Genomic DNA, 15,780 nt, shown 5'->3' with positions numbered 1-15,780 from the left:
GGAGGGATGCTCCAGATATCCGGCCGGACGGCGGTCGTCCGGCCGACATCGCTCGTGGACGAGGTGACCGGCGTGCTGCATGCCACCGTCGAATCAGTGATGACCAGTCCCGTGGTGCGGGTCGCGCCCGAGACCGGGTTCCGGGAGATCGTCGCCGTGCTGACCGAGTACGACATCACGGGTGTCCCGGTGGTGGACCCCGACGGGCGGCCCCTCGGCATCGTCTCCGAGGCGGACCTGCTGCTCACCCTGGCCGCCCAGGAGGACCCGGGCAGCCTGCTGCCGCCGCCCGAGCTGACCCGGACGGGGCCGGGCGGGGCCGTCACCGCCGCGGACCTGATGACCGGCCCCGCCGTCTGCATCACCCCCGGCACCAGTGTGGTGGCGGCCGCGCGGCTGATGAGCCGGCACGGGGTGAAGCGACTACCCGTGCTGGACGAGGACGGCCGGGTGTTCGGCATGGTCAGCCGGGGCGACCTGCTGCGCGTCTTCCTGCGCGAGGACCGGGTGATCCGCCGCGAGATCGTCGAGGAGGTGCTCGGCCGGATCGAGGGCGTGAGCCCGGCGGAGGTGGGCGTGGAGGTCGACCAGGGCCGGGTGGTGCTCAGCGGCAGCGTGCCGGCGCCGCACCTGGTGCCGATCGTGCTGAGCCTCTGCCGCTCGGTGGACGGCGTGGTGTCGGTGACGGACCGCCTCGGCAGCAGCGACGGGGCCGCCGTCGTCGGCTGACGCCGGCCGCTGTCCCGTCGCGTCCCGTCGCGTCCCGCCGTCCTGGCCACGGACCCGGAGCGTCCGCTTCGCATACTGCGGAGAGTATCGGGTAAGTCACTCTTTGTGTGCGGCGGCAGCGGGCCGCCGAACGCGCCGGGTGACCCGGGAGGCGGCCGTGGCAGTCGTGTTCGACGCGGATTTCACTTCGACCAGGCAGTGGGTGGCGGGCCGCAGCAGCGCCTATCCCCGGATGGGGCCGACCAACCGGGGCGATCACAAGCTGGACTTCCTGAGCCGCTCCTACTGCCCCGGTGGCGTGTTCGCCGCCGTCCGGCGGCACGGCGGCGACCTGTGGACGTGCAGCCTGCTCACCACCGAGGGCAGCCCGGAGGCGTTCCAGGTCCGTACCGGCGACGTGCTGACGGCGCGGGTCACGCTCCCCGTCGAGACGGGCGCCTGGCCGGCCATCTGGACCTGGCGGGACGGCGGCAACGAGGTGGACGTCTTCGAGTACCACCCCGACCATCCGGACCTGCTGGAGGTCTCGAACCACGTTCGCGGCGGTTCCCGGTACTGGCACGGCGCCGACGCCGGGATAGCCCCCGGCGCCACCTTCGACCTGCGGGCGGTGCTGGGCGCGCGCTCGGTGGACTGGTTCGTCGGCGACACGCTCGTGCACGCGGACCGGCGCGGGGTCGGGCCGGACTTCCACGCCTACCTGATCGTCAACCTCTCGGTGGCGGACGGCACGTACCACGACCGGCCGTCGGCCACGGGTCCGGACCGGCTGAGCTGGACCTGCCACAGCCTGCGGATAGAGCGCTGACGAAGGCCGCGCGGCTGCCCCCGGGTCGGAGTCGTCGGCCCGGGGGCGGCGCGGTTCACCGGTCCGGCGGGAACGTCGCCGTGATCAGGCCGCGCGGGCCGGTGCGCTGGAACCAGACCACCCGGCGGTACGGGCCGATGTGGGCGGGGTGCGTCACGTACAGGTCGTCGCGCGGGGCGCCTTCGTTGCCGGGGGCGAGGGCGGCGTCGACGGCCTGGTCGGCGATGGCGGCCAGCAGCGCGTGCGCCGTGGCGGCGGCCGCTTCCGGGGCGATGGCCAGCGCGGTGAGCTCCGCCCAGAGCCGGCTGGAGACGTAGAAGATCGGCGAGTGGCGCAGGGCCGGATGCAGGCGTCGGTCCTCGTAGCGGCGGAGCACCCCGGCCGCGACGAGCCGCTCGCGGTCGTCGGCCGGCGGGTGGTGGTCCATGGGCCGCAACGCTACCCCGACGGGCACGATCGGCGCCTCGCGAGCGTTTCTCAGACGATCCTCAGGTCCGCCGGAGCACCTGCGGGCGCAGGATGGTGATGAGGCGCCGATCACCTCGATGGGCCCTGCGGGGCCGGAGGAGGAGGCCGTGATGGGGCACTGGAACGGTCCGCGCCACGGGCACGGCCACGGTCACGTCCTGGGCGGCTGGGGCTACGGCCTGCTGGCCCTCCTGCTGCTGCTGGTCCTGGCGGTCCTCGTCCTGGCGGCCGTCGCGCTGGTCCGCCACCTGTCGCGGACCTCGCGGGGCGCGCGGCCGGTGCCGCCGGGCCCGTGGGCCGCGACCGGGCCGGCCGGGCCGCCGCGCCGGGCGCTCTCGCCGACGGCCGAGCAGCTGCTCGCCGAGCGGTTCGCGCGCGGCGAGATCGACACGGAGGAGTACCGGCACCGCCTGGACGTCCTGCGGGACGCCGGCGGACCGGGTGAGGCCGCCGCGGGGGAGCCGCCCGGCGGCGGATGACGCCGCAGGGCCCCGCCGACGGCGCGGCGGGGCCCTGACGTGCCGGGGGGCGGGTGCTGCTACTCGACGACGAGCTCCACCGGGATGTTGCCCCGGGTGGCGCGGGAGTAGGGGCAGACCTCGTGCGCCTGCTTGACCAGGAGCTCGCCGCCCTCGCCGGCCAGCGCGTCCGGCAGCTCGACCCGCAGGACGACCGCGAGGCCGAAGCCGGCGCCGTCCTTGCCGATCGAGACCTCGGCCGTGACCGAGACCTCGCTGGTGTCGACGCGGGCCTGCCGGCCGACCAGGCCCAGCGCGCTGGCGAAGCACGCCGCGTAGCCGGCCGCGAACAGCTGCTCGGGGTTGGTGCCCTGGCCGCTGCCGCCGAGGGCGGGCGGCATCGCCAGCGCGAGGTCCAGCTGTCCGTCGGAGCTGACGGCGCGGCCCTCTCGGCCGTTCGCGGTGGCCACAGCGGTGTAGATCGCGTCCATGGGTCTGGTCCCTTTCGTCCTGCGTCCGTACTGCTTCTGTCCCCGGCGGCCGGTGGGGCCGCCTTCCGGGTACAAGTAGAGCACGCAATTCAATTGCGCACAACTCAATGGTGCGCACGGCCGCTATCATGGAGTCATGGCAACACCCCCCGAGACCGCCGCCGCCGACGCGCCGTCCGTCGACGCCCTGCCCGTCCACGCCGCTTCCGTCGATGCCGCCCGCTCCGGAGCGCCCGGCGCGGACCTGCTCCACGGCGAGCAGCCGCTCCGCGACGAGGACCTGCTCCGGCTCGACCAGCAGATCTGCTTCTCGCTGAACGCCGCCTCGCGCGCGTTCGGCGGCGTCTACCGCGTGCTGCTCAAGGACCTGGGGCTCACCTACCCCCAGTACCTGGTCATGCTGGTGCTCTGGGAGCACGGCGAGTTGCCCGTGAAGCGGATCGGCGAGCACCTGCGCCTGGACTCCGGGACCCTCTCGCCGCTGCTCAAGCGGCTGGAGGCGGCCGGCCTGGTCCGCCGGGAGCGCAGCCCCGAGGACGAGCGCTCCGTCACCGTCAGCCTCACCGACGCCGGGCGCGAGCTGCGCGACCGCGCCGGGCAGGTGCCGCGCAGGCTGCTCGCCGCCACCGGCCTACCGGTCGAGGACCTCGCCGACCTGCGAGCCCTGCTCAACCGGGTGACCGGCGCGCTCGACTCCGCGCTCCTGGCCGACGGCGCCGAAGGCTGACGCCGACGGCGCCGGAGGCTGACCGGCCGGGCCCGCCGGTGCGGCGGCTTCCGGTCGGTGGCGGCGGGCATACTGGATCCCTCGTGAACGAACCCGGGGGGAACGTGGAGGGTCCGCCACCCGCGTCGCGGCAGGGCCGCGCGTGGAGCGACGAGGAGACCGGGCGGCTTGTCGACGGCGTTCGGGAGGGTCTCGACCTGTCCGAGCTGGCCGGGCGGCACGGCCGGACGACCGGGGCCATCGGCGCCCGGCTGGCCCGCCTCGTGCCCGAGGCCGAGCTCGTCGAGGACGGTCCGGCTTCCGGCGGCGGACCGGCCTCCGGTGTCGCGCTGGTCGGGAGCGCCGAGCTGGAGTGGCTCCGAGCGCGCCTGGCCGCCGACCCGGACTATCCGTGGCGGAGCGTGTTCGACGCGCGCCGCCGTCCCCCACGCGGGCTGCGCCGGCGACGGGCCGCCAGTGACGCTTCGGCGGCCACCCCCGGGGAGCCTGCCCCGGCCGGGCCCACGCGCGGCGAGCCCGCCGCCGGGCCGCAGGGGTCGGCCCGTCTCGACGACGTGCGGGCCGAGTGGGAGCGGACGACCGGGCACCCCCTGCGGGCCGAGCGCCGGGCGGAGTTCGTCGCGCGTCCGGTCGTGGCGGACCTGGCGGTCGTGGCCGCCCCGGTGCGGCAGGCGGCCGCCCGACGGCTGTGGGAGGGCGAGGCGCGTCTGCTGCTGGACGACTGGCTCCTGGAGTGCCTCTGCCCCGGGGCGTCGAGGCTGACGACCGACTGGGCGCCGATCGCCGAGCGCGACCCCGACACCGTGCTGCTGCTCCGCGAGCTGGCCGCCGCCGCGGCGGCGGAGATACCCGCTGGGCGGAGCCGCGAGATCGTCTGTCGCCGCCTCGGGCTGCACGACGGACCGGCCGAGTCGCTGGCGGCGGTGGGGGAGGTGTTCGGGATCTCGCGGGAGCGGGTCCGCCAGCTCCAGGTGAAGGCGGTGCGCGGCATGGCGCGCACCGCCGCGCCGGCGACCCGGAGCCTGCGGACCCTGCTCGCCGGGCTGAGCCGGGTCGATGATCCACCGTGCCCCGACGGCTCGCCCGCCGGGGACGGCCCGGATCCGCTCGACGGTTCCCAGACCGCCGGTGCAGCGGTGGCGGACCCCCCGGCGCCGGCCCGACTGCTCGACCTCGCGGAGGTGCTGCTGCCGTCGGTCCCGGTGCGGCAGGCCGCGCTGGTGATCGCCCAACTGGCCGGTGCCCGTAAGCTGCGCGCGGAGAACCTGGCGGCCGAGGCCGCGACCGTGCGCGCCCTTCGCCACGACGCCGCGCGTCGCGAGCTGTCACGGCAGGAGCGGATCGAACGCGCCGCCCGACGCTGGGCCGCACTGGAGACCGAGGTCAGCTGGTTCGGGGCGCCCCAGCCCGCCCCGCCGCGCGGGGAGCTGGCGGCCCTGCGGGACACGGCCGGGGAGGCCGGGCGCTCCGGGTCCTGGCACTGCCCCAAGCTGGGCCGCGAGGTCGCCTACGAGTCGGAGACCGAGTGGCGGGTCGTCCAACTGCTCAGCTTCGCCCCGCAGATCGCGTACTACCAGGAGCAGCCCCTGGCCATCGGCTACGACTTCGACGGTCGCCGGCGCACCTACTATCCGGACCTCCTCGTGGCCACCACCGACGGGCGCTGCGTCCTGATCGAGGTCAAACCGGTCTACGAGATGGCGACCGCCGTCAACGTCGCCAAGTACCGTGCGGTGGAGGCACTCTGCCGGGCCCGCGGGTGGGGTCTGGTGGCCACCGACGGCTGGAGGACCCGCAGACTCCTGGAGGACCGCCCGGTCGACGGCCGGTTGGAGGCCGCGCTGGACGAAGCGCTGGCGACGGGCGGCGAACTGACCTGGCATCAGGTCAGGGCTGCCGCAGGGGCCCTGCCGCTGAAGTCGCTGGACCTCGCCGCGCTGGTGCTCCGGCGCGGCTGGGCCTGGCGCACCCACCCCTACCGGCTGCGGGGCGGCGCACCGGCGAGCGTTCCCGCCCCGCTGTCGGATCCGGCTCCGGCATCGGATTTCATTCCGGTGTCCGCCTCCGCCCCGGACGCCCCCGCCCCGGACGCCCCCGCCCCGGACGCCCCCGCGCCTCCGCCTCCGTCGCCGCCTCCGTCGCCGTCGCCGTCGCCGGGGACGGAGCCGATCCCCCTCTTTCCGGAGGTGTCCCCACGGCCGAGGGTCGTGCCCTCCCCGGCGGAGGTCGAGGCGGCCCGAACGGCGGCAGGCGGGTGGACCCGGGCCCAGCTCGCCGCCTGGGGAGTGGCCTGGCCGGCCCCGAAGGGGTGGAAGCAGCGCCTGGCGCAGGAATGGGCGGCCGGCAGGTAGCACCGGTGCGGTCCCCCGTGCGCCCGGGGCGGCGCGCCGGATCCGCCCGGGTCGGCCCGGGTCGGCCCGCCGGACCTCGTGGCCCCGGTGCCCGCAGTCGGCGGTACCGGCGTCACGGCACGGGCTCGGCCGCCTCGCCGGAGCCGGTCCACCGGCGAGGCGGCTGCAACATGCCGACACCCGCGCCACCGTGGCGGTGGCGCCCGGCACGGTGGTACGAGCCGACGGTGCGGGCCGGGGGGCGGGTGCTACCCGTCGGCCCGTACGCTCACGCGGTCCGCTCGTTCAGGCAGATGATGTTCCCTTCGCTGTCCTTGAACCAGGCCGCGCGCATGCCCTCGGCCTCCACGACGCCGTCGACGGTCTTCAGACCCGGCATGTCGTACTCCTCGAAGGTGACCCCGCGGCCGCGCAGCGTCGCCATCTCGCCGTCGAGGTCGGGGACCTTGAAGCTGGCCAGCGTGTGCGCGGCCTGCCCGGCGCTCGGCGTCTCGTACATGCCGAACTCCGTGCCGCCGCACTCGAAGCTGACGTCCTGCTCGTTCTCATCGGTGAGCTTCAGGCCGAGGGTGTCGGTGTAGAAGCGCTTCGCCCGGGCGAGATCCGCCGCCGGGATGATGGCCACCATCGGTGCGTCTCCAAGCATTGCCATCGCCTCCTCCCTCCAGGCTAGATACGCCGAGGCCGATCTGCCCAGGGGCGGCGGCGCCGGAAGCCCGGTGTGCCCGGAGGGTGGCGGGCCGCTACCGCGCGGCCGGCGGGCGGCCGGGTACGCCGCGTCACCAGGCGTGCGGCACCCGTTCCAGGACGCCTCCGGCGAAGAGGTCGTAGAGCGGCAGGGTCTCCATGTGCACATAGCCGATGTGGCAGTCGCAGACCGGCAACGGGCAGGGCCGGGAGCGCAGTTGGCGCCGGTACGAGCCGTCGTAGAGGTTGCCCAGAACGCCCCGGACGAAGTGGCAGCGGCGGACGGTGCCGTCGCCGTCCACCGAGAGCACGGACTCCCCGGTGCGGCAGGGGTGGCCGGCGCTGGGGTGGGGGTGCCGGCTGTAGCCGAAGTGCGGGTCGAGCGCCGTCCAGTCGGCGGCCTCGGCGTCGCTGTAGGTGAGCCCCTCGGCGGCGTTGATCCAGAGGTAGACCGCCGGGTCCAGCGCGGCGCGGAGCCGGCGGGCCTCCCCGAGGTGCCCCGGTTGGCCGACCACGCCGACGCTGTACCGCACACCGAGCGCGTCGAGCTCGCGGCACTTGGCGAGGAACCGCCGGTGGTCGACCTGACCGGGGTGGTACGTCACCCAGAGGGCCAGCGTGTCGGGGTCGGCCTCGGCGAGCCAGCCGGTTCGGCAGCTGAGGTTGGTCTGGATCGCCACCCGGCGCACGTGCGGCAGCCGGCTCAGCTCGACCAGCGCCCGCCGGTACCAGGACCGCACCAGGCCCTCGCCCCAGGGCGTGAAGAGCACGGACAGCGTGTCGCCGGTACCGGCCCGTCCGGCGGCCCAGCCGGTGAACCGCTCCAGCGCCGCCCGGTCGGCCCGCAACTGCTCCGGCGTGTCGCGCCGCTTGGCGAACGGGCAGTACGGGCAGTCGTAGTCGCAGGAGGACAGCGGGCCCCGGTAGAGCAGGGTCAGGTCGACCCCGCCGTCGTCCGGCGCGGGCCGGGAGGCCGCCGCGGGGACGAGGTCGGGGCCGGACCGGGCGTCGCCGGTGGCCGGCCGGGGCGCGGGCATGCCGAGGAAGGTCATTTCGCCTCGTACTCGGCCATCAGCCGGTGGACCTCGGGCGAGAACAGCATCGGACCGGCCGCGTCCGAGTGCGCCAGCCCCTCCGGCGAGAGCGTCAGGCGCAGCTCGTCCTGTGCCAGCCAGCCCCGGGCCTCGAAGGCGGCCAGCTCGGCCGGGAAGTCCTCAAGGGGCGTGCTGCCGAAGCGGGCGCGATAGTCCGCCAGCGGCATGCCCTCGGCCTGGAGCAGCGACTGGACGAGGTGCCGTCGGCGGGCCTCCTCCGGCGTCATGGACCGACCGACCTCGGCGTGCCGGAAGTCGGTGGTGGCCACGTAGTCGTCGATGATGCCGCGCACCTCGGTGGCGTTCACCGCGTAGTCGAAGGAGTAGTGCAGCCGCGAGGTGTAGGAGCGGGCCCCGCAGCCGAGGCCGACCATGCCGTCGGTCTGGCAGGCGTACTCGCCGCTCCCGGCCTGCGGGGAGGCGGCGCGGCGGAACATCCGCATCGACACCTGCTGGTAGCCCCGCGCGAGCAGGTGGTCGCGGCCGGTCCGGTAGAGCGCGAGCCGGCGGGCGTCCCAGGCCGCCGGGCTCTCCTGCTCGCCGCGCCGGGCCAGGCCGGTCAGCGGCCGGACGTACAGCGGGTAGAGGTACAGCTCCTCGGGCTCCCAGGCCAGCGCGGCGTCCAGCGAGCGCAGCCAGCCGGTCTCGGTCTGGCCGTCGATGCCGTAGATGAGGTCGATGTTGAGGACGGGGAACCCGGCGGCGCGGATCCGCCTCAGGGCAGCCTCGACCTCCGCGCGCTTCTGCGGGCGGACGGCGGAGCGGGCCTCCTCGTCGAGGAACGACTGCACGCCCAGGCTCAGCCGGGTGGCGCCGCGTGCGGCCAGCACCTCCAGGCGGTCGGCCGTGGCGGTGGCGGGGGAGGCCTCCACGGAGAGCGGCACCGCCCGCAGGTCGACGCCCGTCCGCCGCTCGGCGATGTCGCAGAGCCGCTCCAGCTCGCCGGCGGTGAGGTAGGTGGGCGTGCCGCCGCCGAACGCCGCCAGCGCGAACCGGGCGCCGTCGTCCAGGGCCTCGCGGACGGTGGCGGCCTGGCGGTCGAGCGCGTCCAGGTAGGCGGTGGTCAGCCCTTCGGGGCTGCCGATCCGGGTGAACAGGTTGCAGAAGCCGCAGCGGACCTCGCAGAACGGGATGTGCAGGTAGAGCGAGAGCGCGTGCTGCGGCTCGTCGGCCCACAGCTCGCGCAGCGCGGGACGCTCCGGCAGCCGCCGGTAGGCGGTCTTGTGCGGGTAGGCGTAGACGTACGATCGGTAGGGCGAATCGGTCGGCGGGGCCGCGGCCGTGGTCATGCGGTCTCCTCGGCGGTGGCGGTGGCGGTGGCGGTGGCGGTGGCGGTGGCGGTGGCGGTGGCAGTGGCAGTGGCTGTCGGGCGGGTGGCTGCGGTCGGGGCGGGTGCCGGGCGGGCCGGGAGGGTGAAGTGCGCGTACGGCACCGTCCAGACCACCTCGTGGCCGATCCGGTGGCCGGTGTAACCGTCCTCGCCGTACGCCGTGCCGTGGTCGGAGCAGACGATCGCGAAGCACGGCCGGCGGGCGCTCATCGCCGCGAAGAGCCGGCCGATGTGGGCGTCCACGTACTCCAGGGCGGCGGCGTGGCTCTCCCGGGAGTCCCCGTCCTCGCGGGTGCCGCCCGGCAGGTGGAACCAGTTGGGCTGGTGCAGCGCCGAGACGTTGAGGAACAGGAACAGCGGCTGCCCGGCCGGCTGTTCGGCGGCCACCTGCTCGGCCCTGGCGACCTGCGCCTCGAAGGAGGTGGGGGAGGGGACGCCCATCTCCGGCGACCAGTGGCTCTCCTGGAACAGCCCGGGCAGCACCGAGCCGAGCGGGCCCTGCTTGTTGAAGAAGCCGACGCCGCCGACGCAGACCGTCCGGTACCCGTGCCCGGCGAGCGCGCCCGGCAGGTCGGGCGCGTCGAACACCCAGGTGCGCGGAGCGGTGCTCTCCGACCCGGCGAAGCGGGCGGCGAACAGCCGCGGGTGCGGACCGCCCGGAGCGGCGGGGGTGGGCAGGAAACCGGCCAGGATCGCCTGGTGCGCGGCGTAGGTGAAGCTGCCCGGGGAGTGTCGGCGCTCCCAGCGGCCACCGGGGAGGACGGCGGCGAGGTGCGGGATCCGCCCGGCCGCGGCCAGCTCCTCGGCGACGTCGAACCGCAGGGTGTCCAGGGTGACGAGGAGCAGGTCGTGGGTGCCCACGACGGCGTTCATGTCGGGCGCGGCGGCGGCCGCCGACGGTGTCGGCGGCGCGGCCGGCGCGGGCGCCCGGTGGTGGTGCTGGTGGTTCATCGTGTGGGTTCCATCGGTTCCGTCGTCGGTGCGTCGTTCCTGGGCCCGGGCCGGTGGCCCGGGTGTCGTAGCGCGGAGATCTGGGCGGCGTAGGTGTCCAGGCCCTCGGCCGGGCCGCCGGGCAGGCCGGTCAGGTTCGGCAGGAGGTCGCCGAAGGCGTTCACCTCGCCGACCACGGCCCGGCGCCACCCGGCGGTGGGCAGGACGTCGACGCCGACCATCGGTGAACCGGGGAAGCAGGCCGCCGCCCGCTCGGCCGTCTCCAGCAGGCCCGGCCAGGCGTGGCCGGCGGCCTGCTGCGCCACGGCGAGGCTGCCGCGGGCGCCGCCGAGGTGGAGGTTGGTCATCGGCTGTGCGCTGGTGCGCACCACCACGTGGGTGGCCCGCCCGGCGATCACCACCACCCTGAGGTCGGCCGAGCGGCCCGCCTGGGCGGCCTTCGGGATCCACTGCTCGACGTGCAGCCCGTCCGGTGCCAGGCGGTCGACCAGCTCGGCCGCCTCCCGCTCGTCCCGGTAGCGGCGGACCCGCAGCGAATTGTGCAGCTGCCCGCCGGCCAGCTCGACCGAGGTGGTGGCGAGCACCTGCCCGCGCGGGCCGAACTCCAGCGCCACCACGCCGGAGGCGGAGGAGCCGTGCGCGGGTTTGACGAAGACCCGCCGCAGCCCGGCGGCCCGCAGCCGCTCCCGGAGGTCCGCCCAGCCGGTGATCCCGGCGCCGTCGAGCGCGCGCGGCACCGGCACCCCGGCGCCCGCCAGCAGTGCGTGCGCCCGCCGCTTGTCGAACATCACGGCGATCTCCTCCGGATCGCCGAGCAGCCGCACCCCCGGCACCCGGGCCACCGCGCGCAGGGCGGCCACCACCCCCGTGTACCAGGCCGCGCCGCCCTCCACCCTGGTCGGCGCGTACGAGGGGCCGAGGGCCGGGCCGCGCAGCAGCTCGTCCACGGCCGGGTCCTCGCCGGGCGACTCGATCCGCAGCAGGCTCCCCGCGGGCACGACGAACCGGCCGCGCAGGACGTCGATCCAGGGCAGCACGACCGGCTCGGGCAGGCCGGCCGCGCGGGCGGCGGCGGCGAACAGCGCCACCCGCCGGTGCCCGGGATTGCCGAGGACGGCCAGCGGCGCGTCCTCCCCGGGACCGGCCGGGGGCGCGGCCGGCCGGAGCGCCTGCGGGGTGGGCGCCAGCGGGGTGGTCGCCTGAGGCCTGGGCACGTGAGGCCGGAGCGCCTGCGGGGTGGCCGCCGAGCGGGAGGCCGGCTGCGGGGAGGCCGTCTGGGGGGTGCTCATCCGGACCGCGCCGGGCTACTCGGCGACCGCGACGTAGCGGTCCTCGGGGTCGTCCTCGTACTCCGCCTCGGCCTCGTCGAGGTCGAGCTCCACCCCCGGCAGGGCTTCGCGCAGCCGCTGCTGGAGCTCCTCGGAGAGGTAGTGGTGGTGCAGGTCGAGCAGCCGAAGATGGGTCAGCGGCTGGCCCTCCAGCAGGGCGGCGGCGCCCTCGTCGGACAGCACGCCCATCGAGAGGTCGAGCACCTCCAACTGCGCCACGACCGGCGCGTGCGCGACGGCGGCGGCGATCTCGTCCTGGTACTCGCTGTTGGCCAGGGCGAGGTGGCGCAGGGCCGGGAGCCGGGCGCCGTCGAGGAGGGGCGCCAGGTCGTCGATGGTCGAGTCGCCGCCGTACTCGTCCACCCCGAGCCAGAGCTCCAGCCGCTCCAGGGCGGGCAGTTCGGAGCCGGCCACGGCCCGCACCACCGTGCCGGGCAGCCCGCCGGCCTCGAACCGCAGGGCCTTCAGCCGGTCGTGCCGGAACGGCGCGAGCGCCAGCCCGCCGCCACCGCGCACCACCAGCTCGGTGAGCCGGGGGAAGGCCGCCGCCACCACGGTGACGTCGGACATCTCCAACCAGGAGATCTCGCACTCCTCGGACGTCACGTCGGCGACGAAGAGCGCTTCGAGGGCGGGGAGCCGCCCCGCGTCACCGACGACCCGGGCCAGGGCGTCGGTCACCGGCCCGTAGCCGTCCGTCCACCAGGGGCCGATCAGCAGCGCCCGGACCTCGTCCGGGTCCACCGTGTCGAGGAAGGTGTCCCAGAGCGCGTCGAAGCCGGTGCCCGCGCCGTAGGGCACGGCGAGCCGCCACGCGGCGGCGCCCGGCGCCGGCCGGTCGCCCGTGGCACCGGCCTCGCCGGAGAACTCCACCACGGGGAGCCCGTGGAACTCCCGCTGGTGCTGGTAGGCGTGCATACGGTCCCCTGTGCTGCGTGCGCTGCCGGTGAGCGGCAGGCGGTGAGTGGTGGGCGGCGAGCGGCGAGCGGCGAGCGGCGAAGGTGTGGGCGGGGCGGTGCCCGGCTATTCGGCGACCGCGACGTAGCGCCACCGGTCGTCCGGGCTCCCGGCCTCGGAGAGGTCGACGGCCACCCCGGGCAGGGCCTCCCGGAGCCGTTCCTGGAGCGCGTCGGTGAGGTAGTGGTGGTGCAGGTCGAGGGCCCGCAGATGGGTGAGCGGCTGGCCCTCCAGCAGGGCGGTGGCGCCCTGGTCGGTCAGGACGCCCATCGAGAGGTTGAGCGAGTCGAGCCGGGCGACGACCGGGGCGTGCGCGACGGCGGCGGCGATCTCGTCCTGGATCTCGCTGTTCTGCAGGCCGAGGTGGCGCAGCGCCGGGAACCGGGCGCCGTCGAGGAAGGGCGCCAGGTCGTCGAGGGAGGAGTCGCCGCCGTAGTTCTCGACCCCGAGCCAGAACTCCAGCCGCTCCAGCGCGGGGAGGTCGCTGGACGCGACCGCCCGCAGCACCGCGGCGGGCAGGCCGCCCGACTCGAACCGCAGGGCCTTCAGGTGCTCGTGACGCAGTGCCTGGAGGGCGATCCCGTCGTCCTCGACCATGGATCCCGCGGCGCCGCGCACCACCAGCTCTTCGAGCAGCGGGTACGTCGTCAGCACCGGCGTCACGTCGACCATGTTGATCCAGGAGATCTCGTTCTCCTCGTACGTGATGTCGCCGATGAACAGGGCGCGCAGGGCCGGCAGCCGGTCGGCGGCGGCGAGGATCGCGGCCAGCGGCCCGGTGAAGCTCTCCGGTCCGTCGGAGGACCACTCGCCGACCACCACGGCGGTGACCCGCTCGGTGTCGACCGCGTCGAGGAACTGCTGCCAGCGCTCGACGAACGACGTCGGCGAGTCGAACTCGATGCCGACCTTCCAGGCGACCGCCGCCGCCTCGGGCAGGGCGGTGCCGTCCTCGACCGCCTGGACGAAGTCGAGGACCGGGAGGCCGTGGAACTCTTCGATGTGCTTGCCGACCGTCATGCGCTGCTCCTCCGGGATGCGGGCCGAACAACTGTCTACCAGCCGGGTCCGACAAACCGGTCGCCGGGGCGGACCCGGGCGCGTTTGTCGGACCCCTGTCCTACGTTTCGGACCGTGAGATTCCGACGCCCGTCGGGTCGGTCAGGGAGGACTGATGTATCGCCAGGGTGACGTGCTGATCGTGCCGACGGCGGAGGCCGCGGTGCCCCTGCGGGTGGCGGCGCTGGCCGCGCAGCCCAGGGACGCGCGGGGCCGGCTGGTGCTGGCGCTCGGGGAGGTCACCGGCCACGCGCACGCCGTGGTCGGCCCGGGGGAGCTGCGCCGGGAGGCCGGGCCGTTCGGCGCCGCCTGGCTGCACCTGCCCGAGGGCGGTCGGGTGGTGCACGAGGAGCACGCCGCGATACCGCTGCCCAAGGGCTGGTACCGGGTGGTGCGCCAGCGCGAGTACGTGCCGGGCGCGGTGCGCGTCGTCGCGGACTGACGAGGTCCGGGCGGGCGGGGCCCGCGGGCGGCGGGGCGGGCCGGGGGCCGGCGGCTCCCGGGGTGGTGGCGGTGGACGGAACGAGTGGGTCGGCCGGGCACGGGCCCGGCCGGGACAGGAGCAGGTGATGGTGACGGAGCAGACGGTCGGGCCGGCCGAGGTGACGGCCCGCTGGCGGGCGTGCGCGGCGGCCACCGGGGCGGCCGACCGGGTCGCGGTCGAGCGCGCGGTGCGGGACGCCTACCGGGCGGCCGGGCTGGCCGAGCCGGCCGAGGTCCGCTGGTTCGGCTCGCCGCCGGCGGCGGCGCAGGCGGCCCTGGAGCTGCGGGCCGCCGGCGCGGTGAGCGTCCGCGAGGCCGTGCGGACGCTGCCGTGGGAGGCCGCCAGGCGCCGGGCCGTGGAGCGGGTCGGGCCGGCCGGGTGGGCGCCGCTCTGGTCCCTGACCGGTGGTGAGATCGGCCCGGTGACCAACGCGCTGGCCGGGCGGATCCGCGACGCGGTGCTCGACCGGCTCGCCCCAGAGCCCGACCTCGACGAGGTCGACCAGCCCGAGGCCGACGTGGCCCGCGCCCGACGCACCGCCGTCCGGCTGGCGCTGCTGGACGCCGTCCGAGGCCAGCACGACGCGCCGTGGTTCGCCGCCTTCGAGGCGGCCGGCGTGCTCGCCGGGGCACCGGCGGATCGGGCCGGGATCGACGCGCCGGCCGGGATCGACGCGCTGGCCGAGGTCGCGGGCGAGGCCGGCTGGTGGTGGCCGTACGAGGGCGTGGCCCTGGTCAGCGAGCGGCCGGTCGCGCTGCACCGCGACGAGGCGGGCCGGCTCGACCGGGCCGACGGCCCGGCCCTGGGGTTCGCCGACGGCTTCGCCCTGCACGCCTGGCGCGGCATGCCTGTCCCGGCCGACTTCCTGTCCGGTCTCGGCGGCGTCACGGTCGAGCGGATCCGGACGGAGGAGAACGCCGAGCTGCGCCGCGTCCTGCTGGAGCACTACGGCTACGAGCGCTACCTGGCGGACTCCGGCGCCGAGCCGCTGCACCGCGACGAGACCGGTGTGCTCTGGCGGATCCAACTCCCGGACGACGAGGCGGTGGTGATGGTCGAGGTGGTCAACTCCACCGCCGAGCCGGACGGCACCTTCCGCACCTACTGGCTGCGGGTCCCGCCGAGCACCCGCACGGCCCGGGCCGGGGTCGCCTGGACCTTCGGCATACCCGAGGCGGAGTACCACCCCCAACGCGAGACCTGAGCGGTCGCCGGCCCGGGCGGCTGTGACAGGGTGAAGCCATGGCGACGAACGACGAGCACCCGGCCGGCCCCCGCGCGGGCCGCCTCGAACCGTGGTCGGACACCGACCGGGTCCACGGCGATCTCCGTGCGGCGAAGGCGCTCGTCTACGACCCCTGCGGGTTCACCTGCACCCGGCCGGTCCCCGAGGCCGAGAGCGCCGACTACGCCGCCCACGCCTTCACCTTGGACGGCCGCCCGGTCCGCTTCCGCGCGGCCAGGACGACCCCCACCAAGGCCGGCCAGTTCGTCACGGTCTGGAAGAGGTCCCCGGGCGGGCCGATCCAGCCCTTCGACGCCACCGACCCCGTCGACCTCTTCGTCATCGGCACCCGCGACGGTCGCCATGCCGGCCAGTTCGTCCTGCCCATGGACGCGCTCCGCCGGCACGGTGTGGTCGCGGTGGACGGCTCCGGCGGGAAGCGGGCCTTCCGCGTCTACCCGCCCTGGGTGACCACCGCCAACCGGCAGGCCGGCAGCGCGCAGGCGTGGCAGCTGGAGCACTTCCTGCACCTGCCCGAGGGCGGCCCCGTCGACCTCGCCCGGGCCCGGGAGCTCTACCGGCGGTAGCGGCGGCCGGGCCTCGACGGCCGGCCGCCCCCGACGGCCGGCCGCC

At 75.8% G+C, this 15,780-nt stretch carries 17 protein-coding genes; 8 read left to right on the top strand and 9 right to left on the bottom strand.

What is annotated here, in order from left to right; genetic code table 11:
• Positions 1-6: 6 nt before the first annotated feature.
• Both ACFWA9_RS06890 and ACFWA9_RS06885 read left to right on the top strand, forming a co-directional pair.
• Positions 7-729 (top strand): CBS domain-containing protein, encoded by a 723-nt coding sequence (locus ACFWA9_RS06890; protein WP_380383852.1) that lies wholly within the window; start codon positions 7-9, stop codon positions 727-729.
• A 157-nt stretch (positions 730-886) separates the two neighbouring features.
• The gene (locus ACFWA9_RS06885) at positions 887-1,537 is read left to right on the top strand and encodes a beta-glucanase (protein WP_329491371.1); all 651 of its coding nucleotides are present in this window, start codon (positions 887-889) and stop codon (positions 1,535-1,537) included.
• Positions 1,538-1,592: 55 nt separating this feature from the next.
• Here ACFWA9_RS06885 and ACFWA9_RS06880 read toward each other — a convergent pair whose 3' ends face one another.
• A complete protein-coding gene (locus ACFWA9_RS06880; protein WP_380383848.1) occupies positions 1,593-1,964 on the bottom strand; it encodes a hypothetical protein in 372 nt (123 codons plus the stop codon).
• Positions 1,965-2,115: 151 nt separating this feature from the next.
• On the opposite strand from ACFWA9_RS06880, the gene ACFWA9_RS06875 reads away from it, so the two are divergent.
• The gene (locus ACFWA9_RS06875) at positions 2,116-2,484 is read left to right on the top strand and encodes an SHOCT domain-containing protein (protein ID WP_380383846.1); all 369 of its coding nucleotides are present in this window, start codon (positions 2,116-2,118) and stop codon (positions 2,482-2,484) included.
• A gap of 59 nt (positions 2,485-2,543) precedes the next feature.
• Here ACFWA9_RS06875 and ACFWA9_RS06870 read toward each other — a convergent pair whose 3' ends face one another.
• Positions 2,544-2,954, bottom strand: coding sequence for an organic hydroperoxide resistance protein (locus ACFWA9_RS06870; protein ID WP_352290759.1), 411 nt, complete (start codon positions 2,952-2,954; stop codon positions 2,544-2,546).
• A gap of 244 nt (positions 2,955-3,198) precedes the next feature.
• Between ACFWA9_RS06870 and ACFWA9_RS06865 the strand changes: the two genes are divergently transcribed.
• Together ACFWA9_RS06865 and ACFWA9_RS06860 are read left to right on the top strand one after the other, a co-directional pair.
• Complete coding sequence (locus ACFWA9_RS06865) at positions 3,199-3,681, top strand: MarR family winged helix-turn-helix transcriptional regulator (protein ID WP_380383914.1); 483 nt, start codon at positions 3,199-3,201, stop codon at positions 3,679-3,681.
• A gap of 83 nt (positions 3,682-3,764) precedes the next feature.
• Complete coding sequence (locus ACFWA9_RS06860) at positions 3,765-6,032, top strand: TnsA endonuclease N-terminal domain-containing protein (protein WP_380383842.1); 2,268 nt, start codon at positions 3,765-3,767, stop codon at positions 6,030-6,032.
• Between the two features lie 268 nt (positions 6,033-6,300).
• Here the strand turns inward: ACFWA9_RS06860 and ACFWA9_RS06855 are convergent, their stop codons facing one another.
• The 7 genes from ACFWA9_RS06855 to ACFWA9_RS06825 form a co-directional block, all read right to left on the bottom strand.
• On the bottom strand, positions 6,301-6,684 hold the full coding sequence (locus tag ACFWA9_RS06855) for a VOC family protein (protein WP_329491376.1): 384 nt from the start codon (positions 6,682-6,684) through the stop codon (positions 6,301-6,303).
• Between the two features lie 127 nt (positions 6,685-6,811).
• Positions 6,812-7,771 (bottom strand): STM4011 family radical SAM protein, encoded by a 960-nt coding sequence (locus ACFWA9_RS06850; protein WP_380383839.1) that lies wholly within the window; start codon positions 7,769-7,771, stop codon positions 6,812-6,814.
• Positions 7,768-9,102: an STM4012 family radical SAM protein gene (locus ACFWA9_RS06845; protein WP_380383836.1), complete on the bottom strand. Its 1,335-nt coding sequence runs from the start codon at positions 9,100-9,102 to the stop codon at positions 7,768-7,770. Before ACFWA9_RS06845 ends, ACFWA9_RS06850 begins: the two co-directional genes overlap by 4 nt.
• Positions 9,099-10,016 (bottom strand): STM4013/SEN3800 family hydrolase, encoded by a 918-nt coding sequence (locus ACFWA9_RS06840; protein WP_380383911.1) that lies wholly within the window; start codon positions 10,014-10,016, stop codon positions 9,099-9,101. The genes ACFWA9_RS06845 and ACFWA9_RS06840 overlap by 4 nt, the downstream gene beginning before the upstream one ends.
• 74 nt (positions 10,017-10,090) lie before the next feature.
• Complete coding sequence (locus tag ACFWA9_RS06835) at positions 10,091-11,383, bottom strand: STM4014 family protein (protein ID WP_380383833.1); 1,293 nt, start codon at positions 11,381-11,383, stop codon at positions 10,091-10,093.
• A gap of 15 nt (positions 11,384-11,398) precedes the next feature.
• Positions 11,399-12,340, bottom strand: a complete 942-nt coding sequence (locus tag ACFWA9_RS06830) for an STM4015 family protein (protein ID WP_380383830.1) — start codon at positions 12,338-12,340, stop codon at positions 11,399-11,401.
• A 105-nt stretch (positions 12,341-12,445) separates the two neighbouring features.
• Positions 12,446-13,399, bottom strand: coding sequence for an STM4015 family protein (locus tag ACFWA9_RS06825; protein ID WP_380383827.1), 954 nt, complete (start codon positions 13,397-13,399; stop codon positions 12,446-12,448).
• Positions 13,400-13,553: 154 nt separating this feature from the next.
• Between ACFWA9_RS06825 and ACFWA9_RS06820 the strand changes: the two genes are divergently transcribed.
• The 3 genes from ACFWA9_RS06820 (at position 13,554) to ACFWA9_RS06810 (ending at position 15,734) form a co-directional block, all read left to right on the top strand.
• Entirely contained in the window at positions 13,554-13,880 is a 327-nt protein-coding gene (locus ACFWA9_RS06820) for a hypothetical protein (RefSeq protein WP_380383825.1), read from the top strand.
• Between the two features lie 127 nt (positions 13,881-14,007).
• Positions 14,008-15,126 carry a DUF6745 domain-containing protein gene (locus tag ACFWA9_RS06815; protein ID WP_380383822.1) on the top strand — a complete coding sequence of 373 codons (1,119 nt, stop codon included), beginning with the start codon at positions 14,008-14,010 and terminating at the stop codon, positions 15,124-15,126.
• Positions 15,127-15,164: 38 nt separating this feature from the next.
• A complete protein-coding gene (locus ACFWA9_RS06810) occupies positions 15,165-15,734 on the top strand; it encodes a MepB family protein (RefSeq protein ID WP_352290750.1) in 570 nt (189 codons plus the stop codon).
• The last annotated feature ends 46 nt before the right edge of the window (positions 15,735-15,780 follow it).

The organism is Kitasatospora sp. NPDC059973 (assembly GCF_042737525.1).
Taxonomy (GTDB): Bacteria; Actinomycetota; Actinomycetes; order Streptomycetales; family Streptomycetaceae; genus Kitasatospora.
Note: the sequence above shows the minus strand (reverse complement) of the source record. Positions and strands in the feature narration are given on the sequence as shown.

What these genes read in the sequence shown, in the direction of transcription:
- ACFWA9_RS06880 (WP_380383848.1), bottom strand. Translation starts at nt 1,964, where the DNA reads ATGGACCACCACCCGCCGGCCGACGACCGCGAGCGGCTCGTCGCGGCC.
- ACFWA9_RS06815 (WP_380383822.1), top strand. Translation starts at nt 14,008, where the DNA reads ATGGTGACGGAGCAGACGGTCGGGCCGGCCGAGGTGACGGCCCGCTGG.
- ACFWA9_RS06850 (WP_380383839.1), bottom strand. Translation starts at nt 7,771, where the DNA reads ATGACCTTCCTCGGCATGCCCGCGCCCCGGCCGGCCACCGGCGACGCC.
- ACFWA9_RS06820 (WP_380383825.1), top strand. Translation starts at nt 13,554, where the DNA reads ATGTATCGCCAGGGTGACGTGCTGATCGTGCCGACGGCGGAGGCCGCG.
- ACFWA9_RS06840 (WP_380383911.1), bottom strand. Translation starts at nt 10,016, where the DNA reads ATGAACGCCGTCGTGGGCACCCACGACCTGCTCCTCGTCACCCTGGAC.
- ACFWA9_RS06890 (WP_380383852.1), top strand. Translation starts at nt 7, where the DNA reads ATGCTCCAGATATCCGGCCGGACGGCGGTCGTCCGGCCGACATCGCTC.
- ACFWA9_RS06855 (WP_329491376.1), bottom strand. Translation starts at nt 6,684, where the DNA reads ATGGCAATGCTTGGAGACGCACCGATGGTGGCCATCATCCCGGCGGCG.
- ACFWA9_RS06845 (WP_380383836.1), bottom strand. Translation starts at nt 9,102, where the DNA reads ATGACCACGGCCGCGGCCCCGCCGACCGATTCGCCCTACCGATCGTAC.
- ACFWA9_RS06870 (WP_352290759.1), bottom strand. Translation starts at nt 2,954, where the DNA reads ATGGACGCGATCTACACCGCTGTGGCCACCGCGAACGGCCGAGAGGGC.
- ACFWA9_RS06810 (WP_352290750.1), top strand. Translation starts at nt 15,165, where the DNA reads ATGGCGACGAACGACGAGCACCCGGCCGGCCCCCGCGCGGGCCGCCTC.
- ACFWA9_RS06825 (WP_380383827.1), bottom strand. Translation starts at nt 13,399, where the DNA reads ATGACGGTCGGCAAGCACATCGAAGAGTTCCACGGCCTCCCGGTCCTC.
- ACFWA9_RS06830 (WP_380383830.1), bottom strand. Translation starts at nt 12,340, where the DNA reads ATGCACGCCTACCAGCACCAGCGGGAGTTCCACGGGCTCCCCGTGGTG.
- ACFWA9_RS06875 (WP_380383846.1), top strand. Translation starts at nt 2,116, where the DNA reads ATGGGGCACTGGAACGGTCCGCGCCACGGGCACGGCCACGGTCACGTC.
- ACFWA9_RS06835 (WP_380383833.1), bottom strand. Translation starts at nt 11,383, where the DNA reads ATGAGCACCCCCCAGACGGCCTCCCCGCAGCCGGCCTCCCGCTCGGCG.